The following is a 17,246-nucleotide window of genomic DNA, read 5'->3' on the forward strand; positions in this document are numbered from 1 at the left end:
GCGGTAACTTCGAAAATCTGGACACCACAGCCACGGCAGACGTGGTGGTGGCCGATACGCCTGACACGGTCAAGGTGGATATCCATGCCATTGTGACCAAGACATCAGTGATCAATGTGGACAACGTATCGACCAGCCAAAGTTTTGTGGTCAAGGCTTATGGGGTGGATGGCAAGCCTGCTGATATCTCTACGGTGCGAGGTACAGATCACGACGGTTTTGGTGTGGCTGGTGCGGCATCGGGTGACGACAAAGAGTTGGGCTACAGCAATGGCAAGAGTGAAAAGATTGCCATTGAGTTCAAAAACGAGGTCAAGAATTTTGATGTCCAGTTCGCTTGGCGCCATAACGGCGAAGCAGCCAAGGTGGAGTTTTTTGATGCTGCTGGCAAGTCTGTCGGTTGGGCCATTGTTTCTGGCGGAGGCTCCAGCACAGAGGCGCTGGTGAAGTACTACGACGCCAGTGGCAACCTCACCAGAACAGAAAAAGCGGCAGGGGGCTCGGACAAGGTGGACTTGGCCTACACCTTTGAACCTGGCAGCGGGCAGACCTTCGCATCGGCGGTATTTTCTGCGGTAGGTGCCGGAGATGATTACTTGATTCACTCCATTGCTTATCGAGAGGTGGTGGCGGGTGGTGTGCAAAGCATTTCAGGCGTCAGCGATGTGACGTTTGAATTCCGGACCACGCATGCGCCGGATCCCAGCAAATATGATTTCGTGAATACGTTTCCTACCGCACAGGTTGATATTGCGGGACAGATTTATCGCGTGCAACTGGATGCCAATGGCTACGGCAAGCTTTCTGTGATTACCGATGGGTCAACAGATTTGCAGGCAACAGTGGTTGCTGTCGATGGCAATTTTGAGCATGTTGATGTCCCGGCGAGTTTGACTTTGACAGCTACTGATGTCGTGGCGCGCGATGACGCCTTGCAGGGCGGTGAGGGCAACGACATTTTGGTTGGCGGACTGGGCAATGACAACTTGAGCGGCGGCGCTGGCAAAGACATTCTGATCGGCGGCAAAGGCCATGACACTCTGCTGGGCGGGCCGGGTGATGACATCTTTGTCTGGCTGAAAAATGATGCAGGCACTGCCCAGGCTCCAGCCAAGGACGTGATCAAGGATTTTGGTGAAGGCGGTGCTGCCAAAGGCAATGACGCTCTGGATTTGCGTGATTTGTTACAGGGTGAAGAAAACTCAGGTGATCTGAGTAAGTTTCTGCACATCGACCGTGCTGGCAGCAACACGGTTGTCAAGGTATCCAGCTCTGGTGTCTTGGCCAGTAACGGCAATGGGTTTGATCAGCAGATCACGCTGGAAGGCGTGAAGTGGACAGATCCAGGTAACGATGCGGGGGCACAGAATGCTTTGATCAAGCAGCTGATTGCACAAGGCAAATTGCTGGTTGACGGAAACCATTGATCTTGATGCTGCTGGCAGTCGCAATGCTGCTAGCAGCGTTCGCTCCAGTGGCAACTGCATCGAAGCGCATGTCCTGCAGGCATGCGCTTTTTTTATGGGCGCCCCAGCATCTGTGAACTGGTTGTCAGTGATCTTGGATGAGCAAATCTTTGGCTCAGGTGGTAGTGCGTTAAAAACCGTGCGTTCATACAGGCATGAATGTCAGCTGTAGATAGCACTTGCATTAGAATAAAGAAATAGGAATTATTCTTATTAGTTGTTGGGTGTTCCTGACCGCAATTCTTGTAACCTCCCGCACCTCGACGGTGTAGTGCTGCAGCCGATGCGGCACGATTTTCTGACTGGAAGCTTTTCAAAATGAAACTTTGGAAGACAGCTCTGTGCATGAGCTTGGTGGGTGCTGCAACCCTGGCGCAAGCCGCGCAACCTCAGGCCGTGACCGTGTACTCCTCGCGTATTGAAGCGTTGCTCAAACCTACGCTGGACGAGTACACCAAGCAAACCGGTGTGAAAATCAATCTGCTGACCGATCGTGGAGGTTCTTTGGCAGAGCGTCTGGCCGCAGAAGGTGCCAGCTCTCCGGCAGACGTGCTGATTACGGTGGACGTGGGCAATTTGTGGAATGCTGCTGAGCGTGGCCTGCTGCAAAAGGTCGATTCCCCGACATTGAACGCCAACGTACCAGCCAACTTCCGTGACGAAGGCAATCGCTGGTGGGGCCTGTCGCAGCGTGAGCGCACCATTTTTTACGCAGCAGATCGCGTCAAGCCAGAACAACTGAGCACGTACGAAGACTTGGCTGACCCTAAGTGGAAGGGCAAGCTGTGCCTGCGCACTTCCAAGCAAGCCTATACGCAGTCGCTGGTGGCCATGTTGATTGCCAAGCATGGTGTAGAAAAAGCAGAAGCCATCACCAAGGGATGGGTGAACAATTTGGCTGGTGACGTGTTCACCAACGATGCCAGCTTGCTCAAAGCCATTGCTGCTGGTCAGTGTGATGTAGGCATCGCCAACACTTACTACTTTGGTCGCATCCTGGCCAAAGAGCCTGAATTCAACAAGACCGTCAAATTGTTCTGGGCCAACCAAGGCCCCGGTCAAGGTGGCACACACGTGAATCTGTCGGGTGCTGGTGTGGTTAAACACGCAAAGAACCCAGAAGGCGCTCGCAAGCTGCTGGAGTGGCTGTCTTCCGAGAAGGTGCAGACGGCCTATACCCATGGCACTTACGAGAGCCCGATCAACAAGAAGGCTGAAGAAGATCCTATCGTCAAGGCGTGGGGCAAGTTCGTTCCTAGCCCTCTGAATGCTGGCGACATTGGCTCGCACCAAGCAGAAGCCATCAAGCTGCTGGACCGTGTCGGCTATCGTTAATCAGTTTTTCCAATTAGGTTAGCTATTTGTCCGTTGTAGACCATACCGCGCCAGCCTACCGCTGGCGCGGTTTTGCTTTTGCGCTGCCCATTGCGTTGCTCACCATCGTGCCTTTGCTGGCGGTGGTGGGAATGGCTTTAACGCCTCAACCTGAGATTTGGCAGCATTTGTGGAACCACGTGCTGCCGCGTGTATTGGCCAATACATTGCTGCTGATGCTGATCGTCAGCATCGTGGTACTGGCAGTCGGCGTGCCCCTGGCGTGGCTGACAGCCATGTGTGATTTCCCCGGCCGTAAGTTTTTTGCCTGGGCGCTGGTGCTGCCGCTGGCCATTCCTGCCTATGTGCTGGCTTTTGTGCAGATGGGGCTGTTTGAGTATGCAGGGCCCGTGCAAAGCTTTCTGCGCGATATCTTTGGAAGCAGCCGCTGGTTCCCTGATATCCGTGGCAGCCTGTGGGGGCTGGTCATGGTGCTGGTCATGGCGTTTTACCCCTACGTGTACTTGATGGCGCGCAGTGCATTTCTCACGCAGGGGCACCGCAGCATGGAAGCGGCGCAGGCACTGGGCTATAGCCCCGTAGCCGCATTCTTTAAAGTCGGCCTGCCTCTGGCACGCCCATGGATCGGTGCAGGTTTGGCCCTGGTGCTGATGGAGGTGCTGGCTGACTTTGGTGCGATTGCGGTCTTTAACTTTGATACGTTCACCACGGCGTTGTACAAGTCGTGGTTTGACCTGCACAACATTGGTGCTGCCGCACAGCTGGCAGCCATGCTCGTGCTCGTGGTTACGCTGCTGCTGGCGGCTGAGCAGCGATCGCGCAGTGCACAGCGCTTTCATGTGAGTAATCCTCAGCAGTACCGCGTGGTGCTCAAGGGGGGCAGTCGCTGGCTGGCGTTTGCGCTGTGTCTGCTGATTTTTTCTGCCGCATTTGCCGTGCCCATGGTGCAAATGGTGGCTTGGTCGCTGTCGGTATGGCAGGAAGATCTGAACAGTGATTACTGGGGCTATGCGTGGAATACGCTGTCGCTTGCATTGATGACTGCAGCCATTGCCACTGTGCTGGCGCTGATGCTGTCCTGGATTCGGCGTCGCTATGCAGATGGACTGACCAGCTGGACGGTGCGGTTGGCTGTTCTGGGTTACGCCATGCCGGGCGTGGTACTGGCAGTGGGGGTGTTCGTGCCCATTGCGTGGCTGGATGCTTGGTTGATGGCGCTCCTGGAGCCTTGGGGTGTCCAAAGTCTGGGCATCATCAAGGGCAGTCTGGCTGGCATGCTGCTTGCGCTGGCAGCCCGCTTTTTGGCAGTCGCCTACAACGCGACCGACGCTGCCATGCAGCGCATTACGCGCAGCCAGGAAGAAGCGTGTGCTTCTTTGGGACTGGGGCCGTGGCAGACCTTGCGCCGTTTGCACCTTCCGCTGCTGCGCACAGGGTTGCTGTCTGCTTTTTTGATGGTAGTGGTGGACGTGATGAAGGAGATGCCCATCACGCTGATGATGCGCCAGTTCGGCTGGGATACCTTGGCCGTGCGTGTGTTCCAGCTCACATCAGAATCCATGTGGGATCAAGCCGCTTTGCCTGCTTTGGCCATTGTGCTGGTCGGTTTGCTGCCCGTGATTTTGCTGGTGCTGCAAACGGAAAAGACGCCGTCTTCAGGCGGTTAAACATTGCCGAGATTTTTGAATGCTTGAAGTTAAAAACGTTTCGCTGGGCTATGGCGCCACCATCGTGGTGCAAAACGTGAGCATGCGTCTGGATCAGGGTGAGATTGGTTGTCTGCTTGGCCCTTCGGGCTGTGGCAAAACCACCTTGCTGCGAGCCATTGCAGGCTTTGAGCCTGTGCGGGCAGGCCAGATTGATTTACAGGGCCGGACGGTAGCTGCAGTTGCGCAGAGCGTACCGCCACAGTTACGTGACATTGGCATGGTGTTTCAGGACCACGCTTTGTTTCCCCACCTGAATGTGGGAGACAACATTGGTTTTGGCTTGCACCGCATGACCAAGAATGAGCGCGCTGCTCGCGTGCAGGAAATGCTGGAGCTTGTGGGTCTAGAGGGCATGGGCCAGCGCTGGCCCCATGCTTTGTCCGGTGGTCAGCAACAGCGCGTGGCCCTGGCACGTGCTTTGGCGCCAAAGCCCAGTTTGTTGTTGATGGATGAACCCTTTTCCAGCCTGGACACCAGCATGCGCGAGAGCATTGCGCGGGAGGTGCGGGCCATCTTGAAGCAGGCCAAGGCCACCGCTTTGATGGTGACGCACGACCAAAATGAGGCCTTTGCCATGGCCGACAATGTGGGGGTAATGGCGCGTGGTCAGCTCATGCAGTGGGGCAACGCAGTGCAGGTGTACTGTGCACCTGCGACACAGGATGTTGCGCAGTTTGTCGGCGAAGGGGCCTTGGTGCATGCGAAAACTACCCCTGGTGGTCAATGGCAAACCGCACTGGGTCTGCTGCCCGCAGGGCACCCCCATTACGCCACTGCGCATGGCATGCAAGTTTTGCTGCGCCCTGAGCATGTGCGTGTAGCTGAAAGCGGAGTGAACGTGAAGGTGCGTGCACGCACTTTTCGTGGCAGCCACTTTGTGTTTGAACTGGAGCTGCCTGACGGGCAGCGTGTGATGTCCAAGGTATCCCTGAATGCGTTGTATGCCAACTGCGAACGTGTGAATATTGCCTTGGCGGCTGATATTTAGTCGTCAAATAAACAAGCCTGGAGCGCTCATCCTGTATAGGGTGTGGCGCTTTTTTTTATGGCTTTTTTTGCTACGAAGACACGAAGGCTGGCCGCAAATTTCCTGCGCCGTGCGGTGTTTGCAGCGCTGTTCTTCCTCTGTGCACATGCTTATGCGCATAAGGAAACAACGAATCATTCGTTGGAGTTTGGAGAGCAGGCTTTCACAATCGGCCCTCCCAAGGAGAGCATGCCATGTCCACCACCCCACCTCGCATCATCATTGTTCCAGGCTGGCGCAATTCTGGCGTCGAGCATTGGCAAAGTTTGTGGGCCCAAGCACTTCCCCACGCGGAGCGGGTAGAGCAAGAAGACTGGCTCACGCCCAAGCGTGAAGACTGGGTGCGTACTTTGGAAACCGTGCTGCTGTCGCGCCCTGAGCCTGCCATTGTGGTGGCGCACAGTCTGGGGTGCATTACGACCACCCATGTCTCAGCAGCAGCTGCAGCGCGCATTCGCAGTGCATTGCTGGTGGCTCCGGCAGACCCTGAGCGCAGAGCTCATTTGGCCGACTTTGCGCCGGTGCCCTATAAGGCCTTGCCTTATCGCAGCGTGCTGGTTGCCAGCAGCAACGATCCATATTGCCCTGTGCGCCTGGCAGGAGCCTATGCACGGGCATGGGGCAGTGAATTTGTGCGGCTGCAAAACGCAGGCCACATCAATGTGGAATCAGGCCATGGCCGCTGGCCGCTGGGCTTTGCCTTGCTTGAATCTTTGCTGCAAGACATGGACTGGGGTATGGGCAAGCAGCAGATTGCGGCTTGATAGGGGTATTTAAAGTACGGACATGCGCTGTCAGACAAGCGGATTTTGCTCATATTTTCTATATGCAATTTTTCGATAAATTTAAAAGAATATATTCTTTTGAGTTTTAAGAACTCTTCATCACAATTCGAAGCATCTCTTTAAAACGCTCCTAGTGAGCAAGGCGACCACACCATGACATCTTTGAAGCTCAAGACTCTGTTGGCAACGATTGCGCTGGCTGCCGGTGGCATGGCAAGTGCGCAGGATCAATTGCTCAACGTTTCATACGACGTTGCACGCGAGTTCTATAAGGACTACAACCAAGCGTTCGTTGCGCACTACAAGAAGACCACCGGCAAGGACGTCAAGATTGACCAAGCGCATGGCGGCTCCAGCGCTCAAGCCCGTGCCGTCAATGACGGCCTGCCTGCCGACGTGGTGACTTTCAACACCACCACAGACATTGAATTTCTGGCCAGTAACGGCGTGGTAGCCAAAGACTGGGCCAAGCAGTTTCCTAACGACGCATCGCCAACAACATCGACCATGCTGTTTCTGGTGCGTCAAGGCAACCCCAAGAACATCAAAGACTGGAAAGATCTGATTCGCCCAGATGTCAAGGTAGTGGTCGTGAACCCCAAAACTGGTGGCAATGGACGCTACGCCTATCTGGCCGCCTGGGGCTCGGTGCGTGAAAACGGTGGTTCGGATGCTGATGCGCAGGCTTTTGTGAAAAATCTGTACAAGAACGTTCCGGTTCTGGGCAAGGGTGGGCGTGACGCAACAGCCATTTTCTTGCAGCGCAATATTGGTGATGTGCTCATCACGTTTGAATCCGAGGTGATCTCGGTAGACCGTGAATTTGGCAAAGGCAAGGTGCAGGCGGTGTACCCATCCAGCTCCATCATTGCAGAGAACCCAGTAGCTGTTGTTCAGCGCACGGCTGAGAAGAAAGGTTCAGGCGCATTGGCCAAGGCTTACCTGGACTACCTGTACTCTGACGAAGCCCAGGAAATTGCAGCCAATCATGCATTGCGCCCCCGTTCGGAAGCTGTGCTCAAGAAGCACGCCGATATATTCAAGCCCCTGAAGCAATTTACGGTGGGCAAGTACTTTGGCTCATTGGGTGAAGCGCAGAAGGTTCACTTCAATGACGGTGGCAAGTTCGACGAAATCTACACACCAGGCAAGTAATGCACAGCGCCTTTGCGCTTTGCATGCACATAACAACAATCTAGGCTGACAGGGACACCATGGCTTCTGCATCTCCCGCCAGCCCAAGCAGTCTTAGCGCCACCGCTGCGGTTCGCCGTGGGCGTGGCGCTAAGCGCGTTTTGCCCGGTTTCGGGCTGACCTTGGGCTACACACTTTTTTATCTGAGCATCATTGTGCTGATCCCATTGTCAGCACTGATCTTCAAGACATTTGAACTGTCTTGGCCCCAGTTCTGGGAAGCAGTCTCTTCACCACGCGTAGTGGCCTCTTACAAGCTGACCTTTGGCACATCGTTCATCGCTGCGTGCGTGAATTTGGTCTTTGGCCTGCTGATTGCATGGGTGCTGGTGCGCTACAAGTTTCCGGGTAAGAAGATCGTAGATGCACTGGTGGATTTGCCTTTCGCGCTGCCCACGGCAGTGGCAGGCATTTCACTGACGGCATTGCTGGCAGGCAACGGCTGGGTAGGGCAGTACCTGGAGCCTTTAGGGATTCAGCTGGCGTTCAACCCCAACGGGATTGTGATTGCACTGATCTTTATTGGGTTGCCTTTCGTGGTGCGCACCGTACAGCCCGTACTTGAAGACTCTGAAAAAGAACTGGAAGAAGCAGCCACCAGTCTGGGTGCTTCGCGCTGGCAGATTTTCTACAAAGTCATTTTGCCCAGCATCTTGCCAGCGTTGATGACAGGCTTTGCCATGGCATTTGCACGCGCGGTGGGTGAATACGGCTCGGTTATTTTCATCGCGGGCAATATGCCCATGGTTTCAGAAATCACACCGTTGATCATCATCGGCAAGCTGGAGCAGTATGACTACGCTGGAGCCACAGCCGTGGCTGTGGTGATGCTGGTGATCTCCTTTGTCCTGCTGCTGGTGATCAATGCCTTGCAAGCGTGGCAGCGCCGCCATACAGGAGCTCCCGCATGAACGAGCAACATTACTTTTTGTTGAAAGTGCTGCTGGCTATCCTGGTGGTGCTTGTGATTGCCTACAAGCTCACAGCCCCACCCAAAGGCAGCAGACCTGAAAAACTTTCCACGACAGAGCCACGCTGGGTGCGCTGGCTGCTGGTGGGAGTGGCACTGACCTTTATCTTGCTGTTCCTAGTGCTGCCGCTGGCCGCTGTGTTTACCGAGGCGCTGCGCAAAGGGCTGCAAGCGTATTGGGAGGGCTTGAATGAGCCAGACGCCTGGGCTGCCATCAAGCTGACCTTGCTGACTGCCGTAATTGCGGTGCCACTGAACCTGGTCTTTGGTGTGGCCGCCGCCTGGTGTATTGCCAAGTACGAGTTCAAAGGCAAAGCTTTTTTGACCACGCTGATTGACTTGCCGTTTTCTATCTCGCCCGTGGTAGCTGGCCTGATGTACGTGCTGGTGTTCGGTGCCCACGGCTGGCTGGGCCCCTGGCTGGCAGAGCATGACATCAAGATCATCTTTGCTGTGCCCGGCATTGTGCTGGCGACCGTGTTTGTGACCTTCCCATTCATTGCCCGTGAGCTGATTCCGCTGATGCAAGCGCAAGGCAATGACGAAGAGCAAGCGGCCATCGTACTGGGGGCCAGCGGTTGGCAAACCTTTTGGCATGTGACCTTGCCTAACATCAAGTGGGGCCTGCTGTACGGCGTGATCTTGTGTAACGCCCGTGCCATGGGCGAGTTTGGCGCGGTGTCGGTGGTCTCTGGGCATATCCGCGGTCAGACCAACACGATTCCTTTGCACGTTGAGATTTTGTACAACGAATACCAGTCCGTGGCGGCTTTCGCAGCGGCGTCTTTGCTGGCTTTGCTGGCGCTGGTGACTTTGCTCATCAAGACCGTGGCGGAGTGGAAGCACGAACAACAGATCAAGGCGGCAGCCAACTTGCCGCCAGAGCGTCCGACACCCCTCAAGGCATCTTGAGCGTGCAACGCATTTGAAAGAGACAGACCATGAGCATTGAAATTCGCAATGTCAGCAAGCAGTTTGGCGACTTCCAGGCCCTGCGCGATGTGAGCCTGGACATCAAGTCGGGAGAGCTGATTGCGCTGCTTGGCCCCTCGGGCTGCGGCAAGACCACACTGCTGCGCATCATCGCAGGCCTGGAGACGGCCGACGTCGGCAGCATCCACTTCAGCGGTGAAGACACCACGGACGTGCATGTGCGCGACCGCAATGTGGGCTTTGTATTTCAGCATTACGCCCTGTTCAGGCATATGACGGTGTTTGAGAACGTGGCTTTTGGCCTGCGCGTCAAACCTCGCAAAGAACGCCCCAGCGAAGCGCAGATCAAAGAAAAGGTCATGAGCCTGCTCAAGCTGGTGCAGCTTGACTGGGTGGCTGATCGTTTCCCTTCACAGCTGTCTGGTGGACAACGCCAGCGCATTGCCTTGGCGCGCGCTTTGGCCGTTGAACCTAAGGTGTTGCTGCTGGATGAACCTTTTGGTGCACTGGATGCCAAGGTGCGCAAGGAACTGCGCCGCTGGTTGCGCCGCCTGCACGATGAGCTGCATGTGACCTCCATCTTCGTGACACACGATCAGGAAGAGGCGCTGGAAGTGGCCGACCGCGTGGTGGTCATCAATCAGGGCAAGATTGAACAAGAGGGAACACCGCAGCAAGTGTGGGACAACCCTGCCAGTCCCTTTGTTTACGGTTTTCTGGGCGACGTCAACTTGTTCAAGGGCCGTGCCAAGGATGGGCATGTCTATCTGGAAGAGGGCATGCAGCTGGAAAGCAGCGAGGCGGTCGGAGCCACTGACAAGAGTGCGTTTGCATATGTGCGTCCGCATGAGCTCGATGTGGAGCGCTATTCGCCGGGGCAGCATACCGATGGCAATGGCCGCCAGACAGGCATGGTGGTGCAGCTCAGTCGCGCGATTGTGGTGGGCCCCATCGCACGTTTGGAACTTATTGCTGCGGATGATCACCAAACCAAAGACAATGCGGATTCTGAGCATTTGATCGAGGCGCAAATCTCTGCACAGCAGTACCGTGAAATGGGGCTGCGCGAAGGAGAGACGCTGGTGGTGACACCGCGGCGCGCCAAGGTATTCTTGGACGAAGCTGCCGGCATCTAACGGCGTCGCCTGCATGGGGCAGGGGGCGTTGATGCCGCCCCTCCTGTTGATGAGAGAACCATGCAGGTTTTAAATCAGATCACCACAGCCCCGCGCCGCACTCTGGCGCTGATTGCTGCCATTTGTGTGGGCATGCTGGCCTTCGGCATGTATCTGCAGTATGTGCAGGGTTTAGAGCCTTGCCCAATGTGCATCGTGCAGCGGTATGCATTGATTTTGGTCGCTGTCTTGGCTGGACTGGCAAGCCTGAAAGGGCAAAGTGGGTGGTGGAAAACTTTTGGCGTACTGGCCTTGCTGGCCTCTGGATTTGGTGCTTTTGTGGCTGCACGCCAAAGCTGGCTGCAATGGAATCCCCCTGAGTTCGCCACCTGTGGGCGTGACTTCTACGGCATGATCGAAAACTACTCGATCAGCCGCGCCATTCCCATGATTTTCCGTGGGTCCGGCGATTGCACCGCGGTGGACTGGACGTTCCTTGGCGGCTCGATTGCCAACTGGTCTTTTATCTGCTTTGCGGGCTTTTCGGTGCTGCTGCTGGTCTTGCTGCTCAAAGGCGGAAAACGCACTTAATCTTTAGCAATTACCAGCAAAAGCCCCAGCATGCTTGTCGTGCTGGGGCTTTTTGCTTTGGCTGACAATCTGTGCTTTGAGACCTCCTGATTTCTGCATGCCCCAGTACATCCTCTTTCACAAGCCCTACGACGTTTTATCCCAGTTCACGCCTGAGGGTGGAGCGCGTTCATTGGCGGAGTTTGATTTGCCCAAGGGGGTGTATCCGGCAGGCCGTCTGGATAAGGATTCGGAAGGTCTGCTGTTGCTCACTGACGATGGCCCTTTGATTGAGCAACTGCTGCACCCGCGCAACGAAAAGCCGAAAACCTACTGGGCGCTGGTCGAGCGTGTACCTGATGAATCGGCCTTGCAGCGCCTGCGTGCTGGTCTGCGCATTGAGGACTACACCACCTTGCCTTGCCAGGCACAGTTGCTGGAGCCACAGCCACAAATCGCTCCCCGTGATCCACCTGTGCGTGTCCGCAAAAGCGTGCAGGATGTGTGGATGGAAATTCAGGTGGTTGAGGGCAAGAACCGCCAGGTGCGCAAGATGACGGCGGCGATTGGCCACCCGACACTGCGCCTGATTCGCCAAAGCATTGCCAACTTGGAGCTGGGTGATTTGCGCCCCGGTGAATGGCGCAGCATTGAGCGCGCAGACATCCAGTGGGGCGACAGCATGCCCGCTGGCGAGGGCCGCCGCAGTGCTGCGGCACCAGTGCTGCATAAAAAGACAAGCCCCGTGGTGTCGGCACGCCGTCCCGGGGCTTGGTTTAACAAGAAAAAATAAAAAAGACAGTGACTGGCGCTTGAAATACAGGCGCTGTAAGCCTGAGAGCGGCGAACAGTCTCTTTGATTCAGCGTCACTCTGCCTTGCCGTGCACTGTTGTGCTTTGTGAGGCTTTGTGAACTCTCTCAATCAAGAGCCCATGGCTGGCTGCGTGGTGTTAGCAAGTTTTAAAGCTTGGAGCTGTCAAAGCTTTAAGCAGATTCAATGCTGCTGGTGCTGAAAATTGGTCCCGTGGTGTCTGGTATCCAGCCTGGGTAGGTTTCCATGACTTCGGCAAACAGGGCTGAATCAATCCAGCGCTGCAGCCAGTCTTGCAGATGAGGCCAGGGCTGCTCAGCCCATTGAGCCTCATCAATGCGCGCAAACTGGCGCACAAAGGGGCGCAAAGCCATGTCGGCCAGGCTGGGGTTCAAGCCATACAGATAGCCTGTTTCTGCCAGTTGTTCATCCAAGGCTGCGAGCCACGTGATGGCATCGGTCTGAGCCTGATTGACGGCTTCGGCGGTATAGCGCTCAGGGTATTTGCAACGGTCCAGTGCTTGCTTAAAAAAATCGTCGTTGCGACCAACCAAGGCCAGCATGTCATCTTGCGTGCCGTGGGTTGGGGTGAGCCAGCCATCTGGGTCATTCGTCTGCAGCGCATGAAGCATGATCGCCAGACTTTGCTCGATCACCTGGCCATCTTGCAGGACCAGCACCGGCACAGTACCCTTGGGCGATGCATCCAGCAGTGCCTGAGGCTTGGCGCGCAAATTGATTTCACGCAACTCGCAAGCCATGCCGGCATGTGCCAGAGCCAAACGCGCACGCATGGCGTATGGGCAGCGGCGAAAGGAATACAGGATGGGCAGTGCGGGAGCGGTCATTCAGTATGGTGATGGAAAATGAAAGGTAGTAGCCAAGCGCAATACGCCAGCAAGTGAAGGTTTCGAACTGTACCTGCTTGCCCAAAAACATGTGTCCAGATGCAGTAAGCTGCGCGACGCATTGAATATCGATTGAGTTGCATGTCTCCAAAAAATAGCCGGGGCTGGTTGGCCTTTGTGTGCTGGATGTGGCTGTTCACTCCAGCATTGTTAGAAGGGCTCAGCCTGCGCGCTGGTGCTCTCTGGGTTGCAGCGGCCTTCTTGTTCTGGCCATTAACGCTGTGGCGGCCTGCTTTGGCTCTGGCAATGGCGGGGTTGCTGGCTCTGGGCGCCATCAATATTGTTCACGTTGGTTTTTTTGGAAATCTGGCAGACCAGTTGCTGCTTGCGACCGCGCTGCGCACCAACTGGCAGGAAGCGCAGGAGTTCGTGGGCGTGCTGCCCTGGCCATGGGTGGCGTGTGCCGTGGCGTGGCTGGTGACGGGTATCTTTGCTTGTCGCTATGTCTGGCGTTTCGCAAGCATGTCGGCCAATGCATCGCCCGTGTTGCGCAAACTGTCCTGGGTGGGGGTGGTGATCTGGAGTGTTTTTCTTGTGTTTGTGCTGGTCAAGCGTTATGACTTTGATGAAGTGATCCGCAAGCTGAAAACCATTTACCCCATGCACATTGTGCGTGCATGGACGGCGCAGCAGCAATTGACGGACAGCTTGTTTTACACGCCACAACTGCCCAGTGCTGCGCCTGAAGCTGCACAGGTGGATACCCTGGTGGTTGTGATTGGAGAGAGTGCGTCAGCGCAGCGTTGGTCACTCCTGGGGTATCAGGGTGCTGACACCAATGGTGCCTTGGCGCAATTGCAGGGTGTGCAGGTGGCGCGTGCAATGGCCCATGGTTTGAATACGGCGGCAGCGCTGCCTTATCTGCTCACTGGCATGGCGGCGCAAGACAGCGTGGAGCACCGCGCTCCCTCGTTTCTGGATATTGCCCGCCAAGCCGGCTACAAAACCTTTGTGGTGAGCAATTCGCGCTATCACAGCGCGGTAGAAGATTTTTATGGCGTCACATTCCGGCGTGCTGCGGATGTGTTTTTGAAGGCAGGAAATGGAGAGTGGGACGAGGTGCTGACACCGCATCTGCAAGAAGCACTGCAAGACCCCGCGCCCCGCAAGCTGGTGGTGCTTCACACTTACGGCAGTCACTTTCAGGTTGAAGAGCGCTATCCCGCCACTGCGGCGCTCTTTCCGGATGTTTATGACAACTCACTGCGCTATTCCAGTGATTTGCTGACTCAATGGATTCAAATGGTAGAGCGCGGCGCTGGGCAGGGGAAAACAGCCTTGCTGCTGTACTCCAGTGATCATGGGGTGGCTATGCCTCCATGTGCAGATCAATACCGTACTGGCAGTGGCTTAAGCAGCCTGCAGGTGCCGCTGCTGACCTGGAGCAATGCAGCTTTGCGTGAGCGCTTCCCGCAGCTTGTGCCGCAATTTGACATGTCTGAGCGCGAGCAGCTGGAGCGCAGCAATGCAGCATTGGCAGATATCTCTGTGGCAGCGCTGGGATTTCCCGGCGTACTGACGGCGCTGGCGGGGCCGCAGGGCCGTCAGCTGACATTTCATGAGCACGATTGGCCTGCTCTGCAAAAACTGGACGCCTGCAGCTTGCAGTGACGGTGTGCAGATACAAAGTGTTGATTGCCAGGCACAAGTGATCCACTAGACCTGATGCTTTCCATCTTCATCCGATCCACGTATTCACCTTAGCCTGCTGCTTTCTGGTGCAGCAGGGAGGGGCAGGGGTGATTGACGTGGCTACGTTGAGACGTCATCAGACGCTGGGCTCCATGTGAGCACCTGTCCATCCGAGATATCGCCTGCAAAACCGGATTCTTTCGCACATCGACGCTGTTCAGCCTCGTTCTGCGCAGCGCACCATCATCACCAGGCTAGACCTATTCGTCATTCAGCTTTCGGGCTGGCTGCGTACAGAAGCGAATCGATCCCTGCATCGACCAGATGCTCCTAGATAGCTATAGCTGCCAGTTTCACGCAATTGCGTCTCTCGAACTCTTCGCCAGCCATACACACCGCCACTACCTAGCCAGGCCTGCAGGAGCAAGCCCAGCGGGAGCTGGTCATCGGCAGCGCACTGGCTTTGCGGTTGAACTTTCCAGGCGCAGTAACCATTGGGGGGCAACTGCAGCCCCCGGCACATGCTCAGTACGTTGCTGCTTTTTTGAGCATGTCACGCTCATCGGTGACCTCTTGAGCCCAGCATTCAAGCAACGTATCTCTTTGCTTTGGCTGGTTTGCTCTAAGCGTTGTGTAGCAGCAATTTGCTGCAGGCGAAGCCACTCGTGCAGGCCTTTTGTCTCGCGCTTAAACGGAGTGAATCACAAGGCCACCCTGCGGTCGTTTCGCAAGATCTGTTTAACGACCTCAATCTGAAATTTTCTTGCTAGCGTTTTGCGTTCATGCGGACTCCTATTTAAACGTAAATAGGAGGCGAAGTATTATCTTTAAAAATATGGAAAATGCAAGAGAACAGGTGAAAATTAGACCCAGACTTTCGCAAGATATCGTTTATTCATGGTTTTCGTTAACTTTTTTTCGTTGATTTATTGATTTATCTTAGTGGTTGTGTTTGTTGAAGAATTTTATATTTCGCAGGTTTTTCGGAATAGCCATGGGTAATACATGCACCCCGCGCCCCGAAAAAGCCTATGAAAGAACGAATGAAGGTTTTTTACTTAGAGTTATTAGCATTTTGTCGCAATTTTCGCTTGACAGTTGTTTCGGTATTAATCTCAGGTTTCTCGTGTTCGACTTTGGCGCAGTTGTCTGGGGTTGCAGCTATTGAACAGCAGCAGCAACAGCGGCAGCAGGAGCGGGAACGCGAGCTACGCGATCGTATGGCGCCTGATGCAGATATTTTGCGCCCCACCACAACGGCAGCGACATTAGAGATTCCTGAAAACGAGTCGCCCTGTTTCAATCTGCATAAGCTTGAACTGACGGGTAAAAAGCTCACGGAGGTTTCTTGGCTCAAGGAGTCGGCTGGTGTCGATTTCAGCACTGCGCCATGCATTGGCTCTAAGGGGGTGGAAGTTATTCTGGCTCGCATGCAGCAAGCAGTGATCGAGCACGGTTACGTTACGTCTCGTGTCATGGTGGTACCGCAGAATCTCAGAGATGGTGTATTGACAGTTGCCTTCATCCCGGGGGTATTGCGAGAAATCAGGTTCAGCGCGGACAGTACAGGTAATACCTCATTGCTCACTGCGCTCCCTTCTAAAGAAGGTGAACTACTGCAACTACGCGATATTGAGCAAGGGTTGGAAAACCTCAAGCGCGTACCTACTTCTGATGCCGATATTCAAATTACTCCGGCAGATGGGCCCAACGTAGAGCCCGGGCAGAGCGATTTACTTATTACTTACAAAAAGGTCAATCCCCTGCGCTTTAACGTCGCTTTGGACAACGGCGGTGTCGAATCTACGGGCAAAGTACAAGGTACGGGAACGGTATCCTGGGACAATCCGCTGGGCCTGAATGACCTGATGTATTTCAGCTTCGGCGGTGGTCTTTGGAATGGTGGCAACCGTGGCACCGAGACGCGTGCCGTTCAGTATTCCTTGCCGTTAGGGTACTGGCTGCTTGCCCTGTCCGGTTCTTATAGCAAGTACCACCAAAGCGTGGCTGGCGCTTATCAAAACTACACCTACAGCGGTGAATCCAGCAACCTCGATTTCAAACTCAGCCGCGTGGTGTTCCGCAATGCCTCCTCCAAGGCCAGCGTTGGGTTCAAAGTATTTCAGCGGACCTCCAACAACTACATCGACGATGTAGAAATCGAGGTTCAGCGCCGACGAACGTCAGGCTTTGAGCTGAGCCTCAATCAGCGAAGCTATCTTGGCAACGCCATTGTGGATGCCAACCTGGCCTACAAACGTGGCACAGGAGCTTTTGCAGCCTTGCGAGCACCCGAAGAGCCCTTTGGTGAAGGCTCCTCACGCATGAAGCTCTTCATTGCAGATCTGGCACTGACCAAGCCCTTCGAGCTGGCAGACACCAAGCTCAAATTTACCAGCGCCTGGCATGGTCAGTCGAACCAAACGCCACTCACGCCACAAGACCGCATTGGTATCGGTGGCCGTTACACCGTACGAGGTTTCGATGGCGAAAGTACCTTGCTGGCCGAGCGTGGCTGGTACTGGCGCAATGAACTCAGCATTCCTTTGAGTTTGGGTGCCGCAGGAAATGCCGAAGCTTTTGTGGGTCTGGACACCGGGCATGTCAGCGGGCCATCTGCGCAATACCTCGTGGGCCAGTCATTGACCGGCGCTGCCATAGGTCTGCGTGGGGCCTGGGGCAATCTTTCCTACGAAGTCTTTATGGCAACCCCCGTCAGGAAGCCAGAGCATTTCCGTACTTCCCAAACCAATCTGGCTTTGAGCCTGGCCTACAGCTTTTGAGGGGACA

At 55.2% G+C, this 17,246-nt stretch carries 14 protein-coding genes; 13 read left to right on the forward strand and 1 reads right to left on the reverse strand.

Annotated elements, in window-relative coordinates:
- The 11 genes from H9646_RS18535 to H9646_RS01010 form a co-directional block, all read left to right on the forward strand.
- The coding region (locus H9646_RS18535) for a type I secretion C-terminal target domain-containing protein (RefSeq protein WP_191721461.1) at positions 1 to 1,427 on the forward strand (1,427 nt) is incomplete at its 5' end.
- Between the two features lie 357 nt (positions 1,428 to 1,784).
- Positions 1,785 to 2,801 carry an extracellular solute-binding protein gene (locus H9646_RS00965; RefSeq protein ID WP_191721462.1) on the forward strand — a complete coding sequence of 339 codons (1,017 nt, stop codon included), beginning with the start codon at positions 1,785 to 1,787 and terminating at the stop codon, positions 2,799 to 2,801.
- A gap of 26 nt (positions 2,802 to 2,827) precedes the next feature.
- Positions 2,828 to 4,468, forward strand: coding sequence for an ABC transporter permease (locus H9646_RS00970; protein ID WP_225213908.1), 1,641 nt, complete (start codon positions 2,828 to 2,830; stop codon positions 4,466 to 4,468).
- A 19-nt stretch (positions 4,469 to 4,487) separates the two neighbouring features.
- The gene (locus H9646_RS00975) at positions 4,488 to 5,498 is read left to right on the forward strand and encodes an ABC transporter ATP-binding protein (protein WP_191721463.1); all 1,011 of its coding nucleotides are present in this window, start codon (positions 4,488 to 4,490) and stop codon (positions 5,496 to 5,498) included.
- A 233-nt stretch (positions 5,499 to 5,731) separates the two neighbouring features.
- Entirely contained in the window at positions 5,732 to 6,301 is a 570-nt protein-coding gene (locus H9646_RS00980; protein ID WP_191721464.1) for an RBBP9/YdeN family alpha/beta hydrolase, read from the forward strand.
- 174 nt (positions 6,302 to 6,475) lie between these two features.
- Positions 6,476 to 7,477, forward strand: a complete 1,002-nt coding sequence (locus tag H9646_RS00985) for a sulfate ABC transporter substrate-binding protein (protein ID WP_191721465.1) — start codon at positions 6,476 to 6,478, stop codon at positions 7,475 to 7,477.
- 59 nt (positions 7,478 to 7,536) lie between these two features.
- On the forward strand, positions 7,537 to 8,427 hold the full coding sequence (gene cysT, locus H9646_RS00990; protein ID WP_191721466.1) for a sulfate ABC transporter permease subunit CysT: 891 nt from the start codon (positions 7,537 to 7,539) through the stop codon (positions 8,425 to 8,427).
- Positions 8,424 to 9,398, forward strand: a complete 975-nt coding sequence (gene cysW / locus H9646_RS00995) for a sulfate ABC transporter permease subunit CysW (protein WP_225213909.1) — start codon at positions 8,424 to 8,426, stop codon at positions 9,396 to 9,398. The genes cysT and cysW overlap by 4 nt, the downstream gene beginning before the upstream one ends.
- 29 nt (positions 9,399 to 9,427) lie before the next feature.
- On the forward strand, positions 9,428 to 10,555 hold the full coding sequence (locus tag H9646_RS01000) for a sulfate/molybdate ABC transporter ATP-binding protein (RefSeq protein ID WP_191721467.1): 1,128 nt from the start codon (positions 9,428 to 9,430) through the stop codon (positions 10,553 to 10,555).
- A gap of 60 nt (positions 10,556 to 10,615) precedes the next feature.
- Positions 10,616 to 11,125, forward strand: coding sequence for a disulfide bond formation protein B (locus H9646_RS01005; RefSeq protein ID WP_191721468.1), 510 nt, complete (start codon positions 10,616 to 10,618; stop codon positions 11,123 to 11,125).
- 97 nt (positions 11,126 to 11,222) lie between these two features.
- Positions 11,223 to 11,897, forward strand: a complete 675-nt coding sequence (locus H9646_RS01010) for a pseudouridine synthase (RefSeq protein ID WP_191721469.1) — start codon at positions 11,223 to 11,225, stop codon at positions 11,895 to 11,897.
- A 192-nt stretch (positions 11,898 to 12,089) separates the two neighbouring features.
- Here H9646_RS01010 and H9646_RS01015 read toward each other — a convergent pair whose 3' ends face one another.
- On the reverse strand, positions 12,090 to 12,764 hold the full coding sequence (locus H9646_RS01015; protein ID WP_191721470.1) for a glutathione S-transferase: 675 nt from the start codon (positions 12,762 to 12,764) through the stop codon (positions 12,090 to 12,092).
- Between the two features lie 141 nt (positions 12,765 to 12,905).
- Between H9646_RS01015 and H9646_RS01020 the strand changes: the two genes are divergently transcribed.
- Both H9646_RS01020 and H9646_RS01025 read left to right on the forward strand, forming a co-directional pair.
- Positions 12,906 to 14,435: a sulfatase-like hydrolase/transferase gene (locus H9646_RS01020; protein ID WP_191721471.1), complete on the forward strand. Its 1,530-nt coding sequence runs from the start codon at positions 12,906 to 12,908 to the stop codon at positions 14,433 to 14,435.
- A 1,241-nt stretch (positions 14,436 to 15,676) separates the two neighbouring features.
- Entirely contained in the window at positions 15,677 to 17,239 is a 1,563-nt protein-coding gene (locus H9646_RS01025) for a ShlB/FhaC/HecB family hemolysin secretion/activation protein (protein ID WP_225213910.1), read from the forward strand.
- Positions 17,240 to 17,246: the final 7 nt, after the last annotated feature.

The organism is Comamonas avium (genome assembly GCF_014836675.1).
Taxonomy (GTDB): domain Bacteria; phylum Pseudomonadota; class Gammaproteobacteria; order Burkholderiales; family Burkholderiaceae_C; genus Comamonas; species Comamonas avium.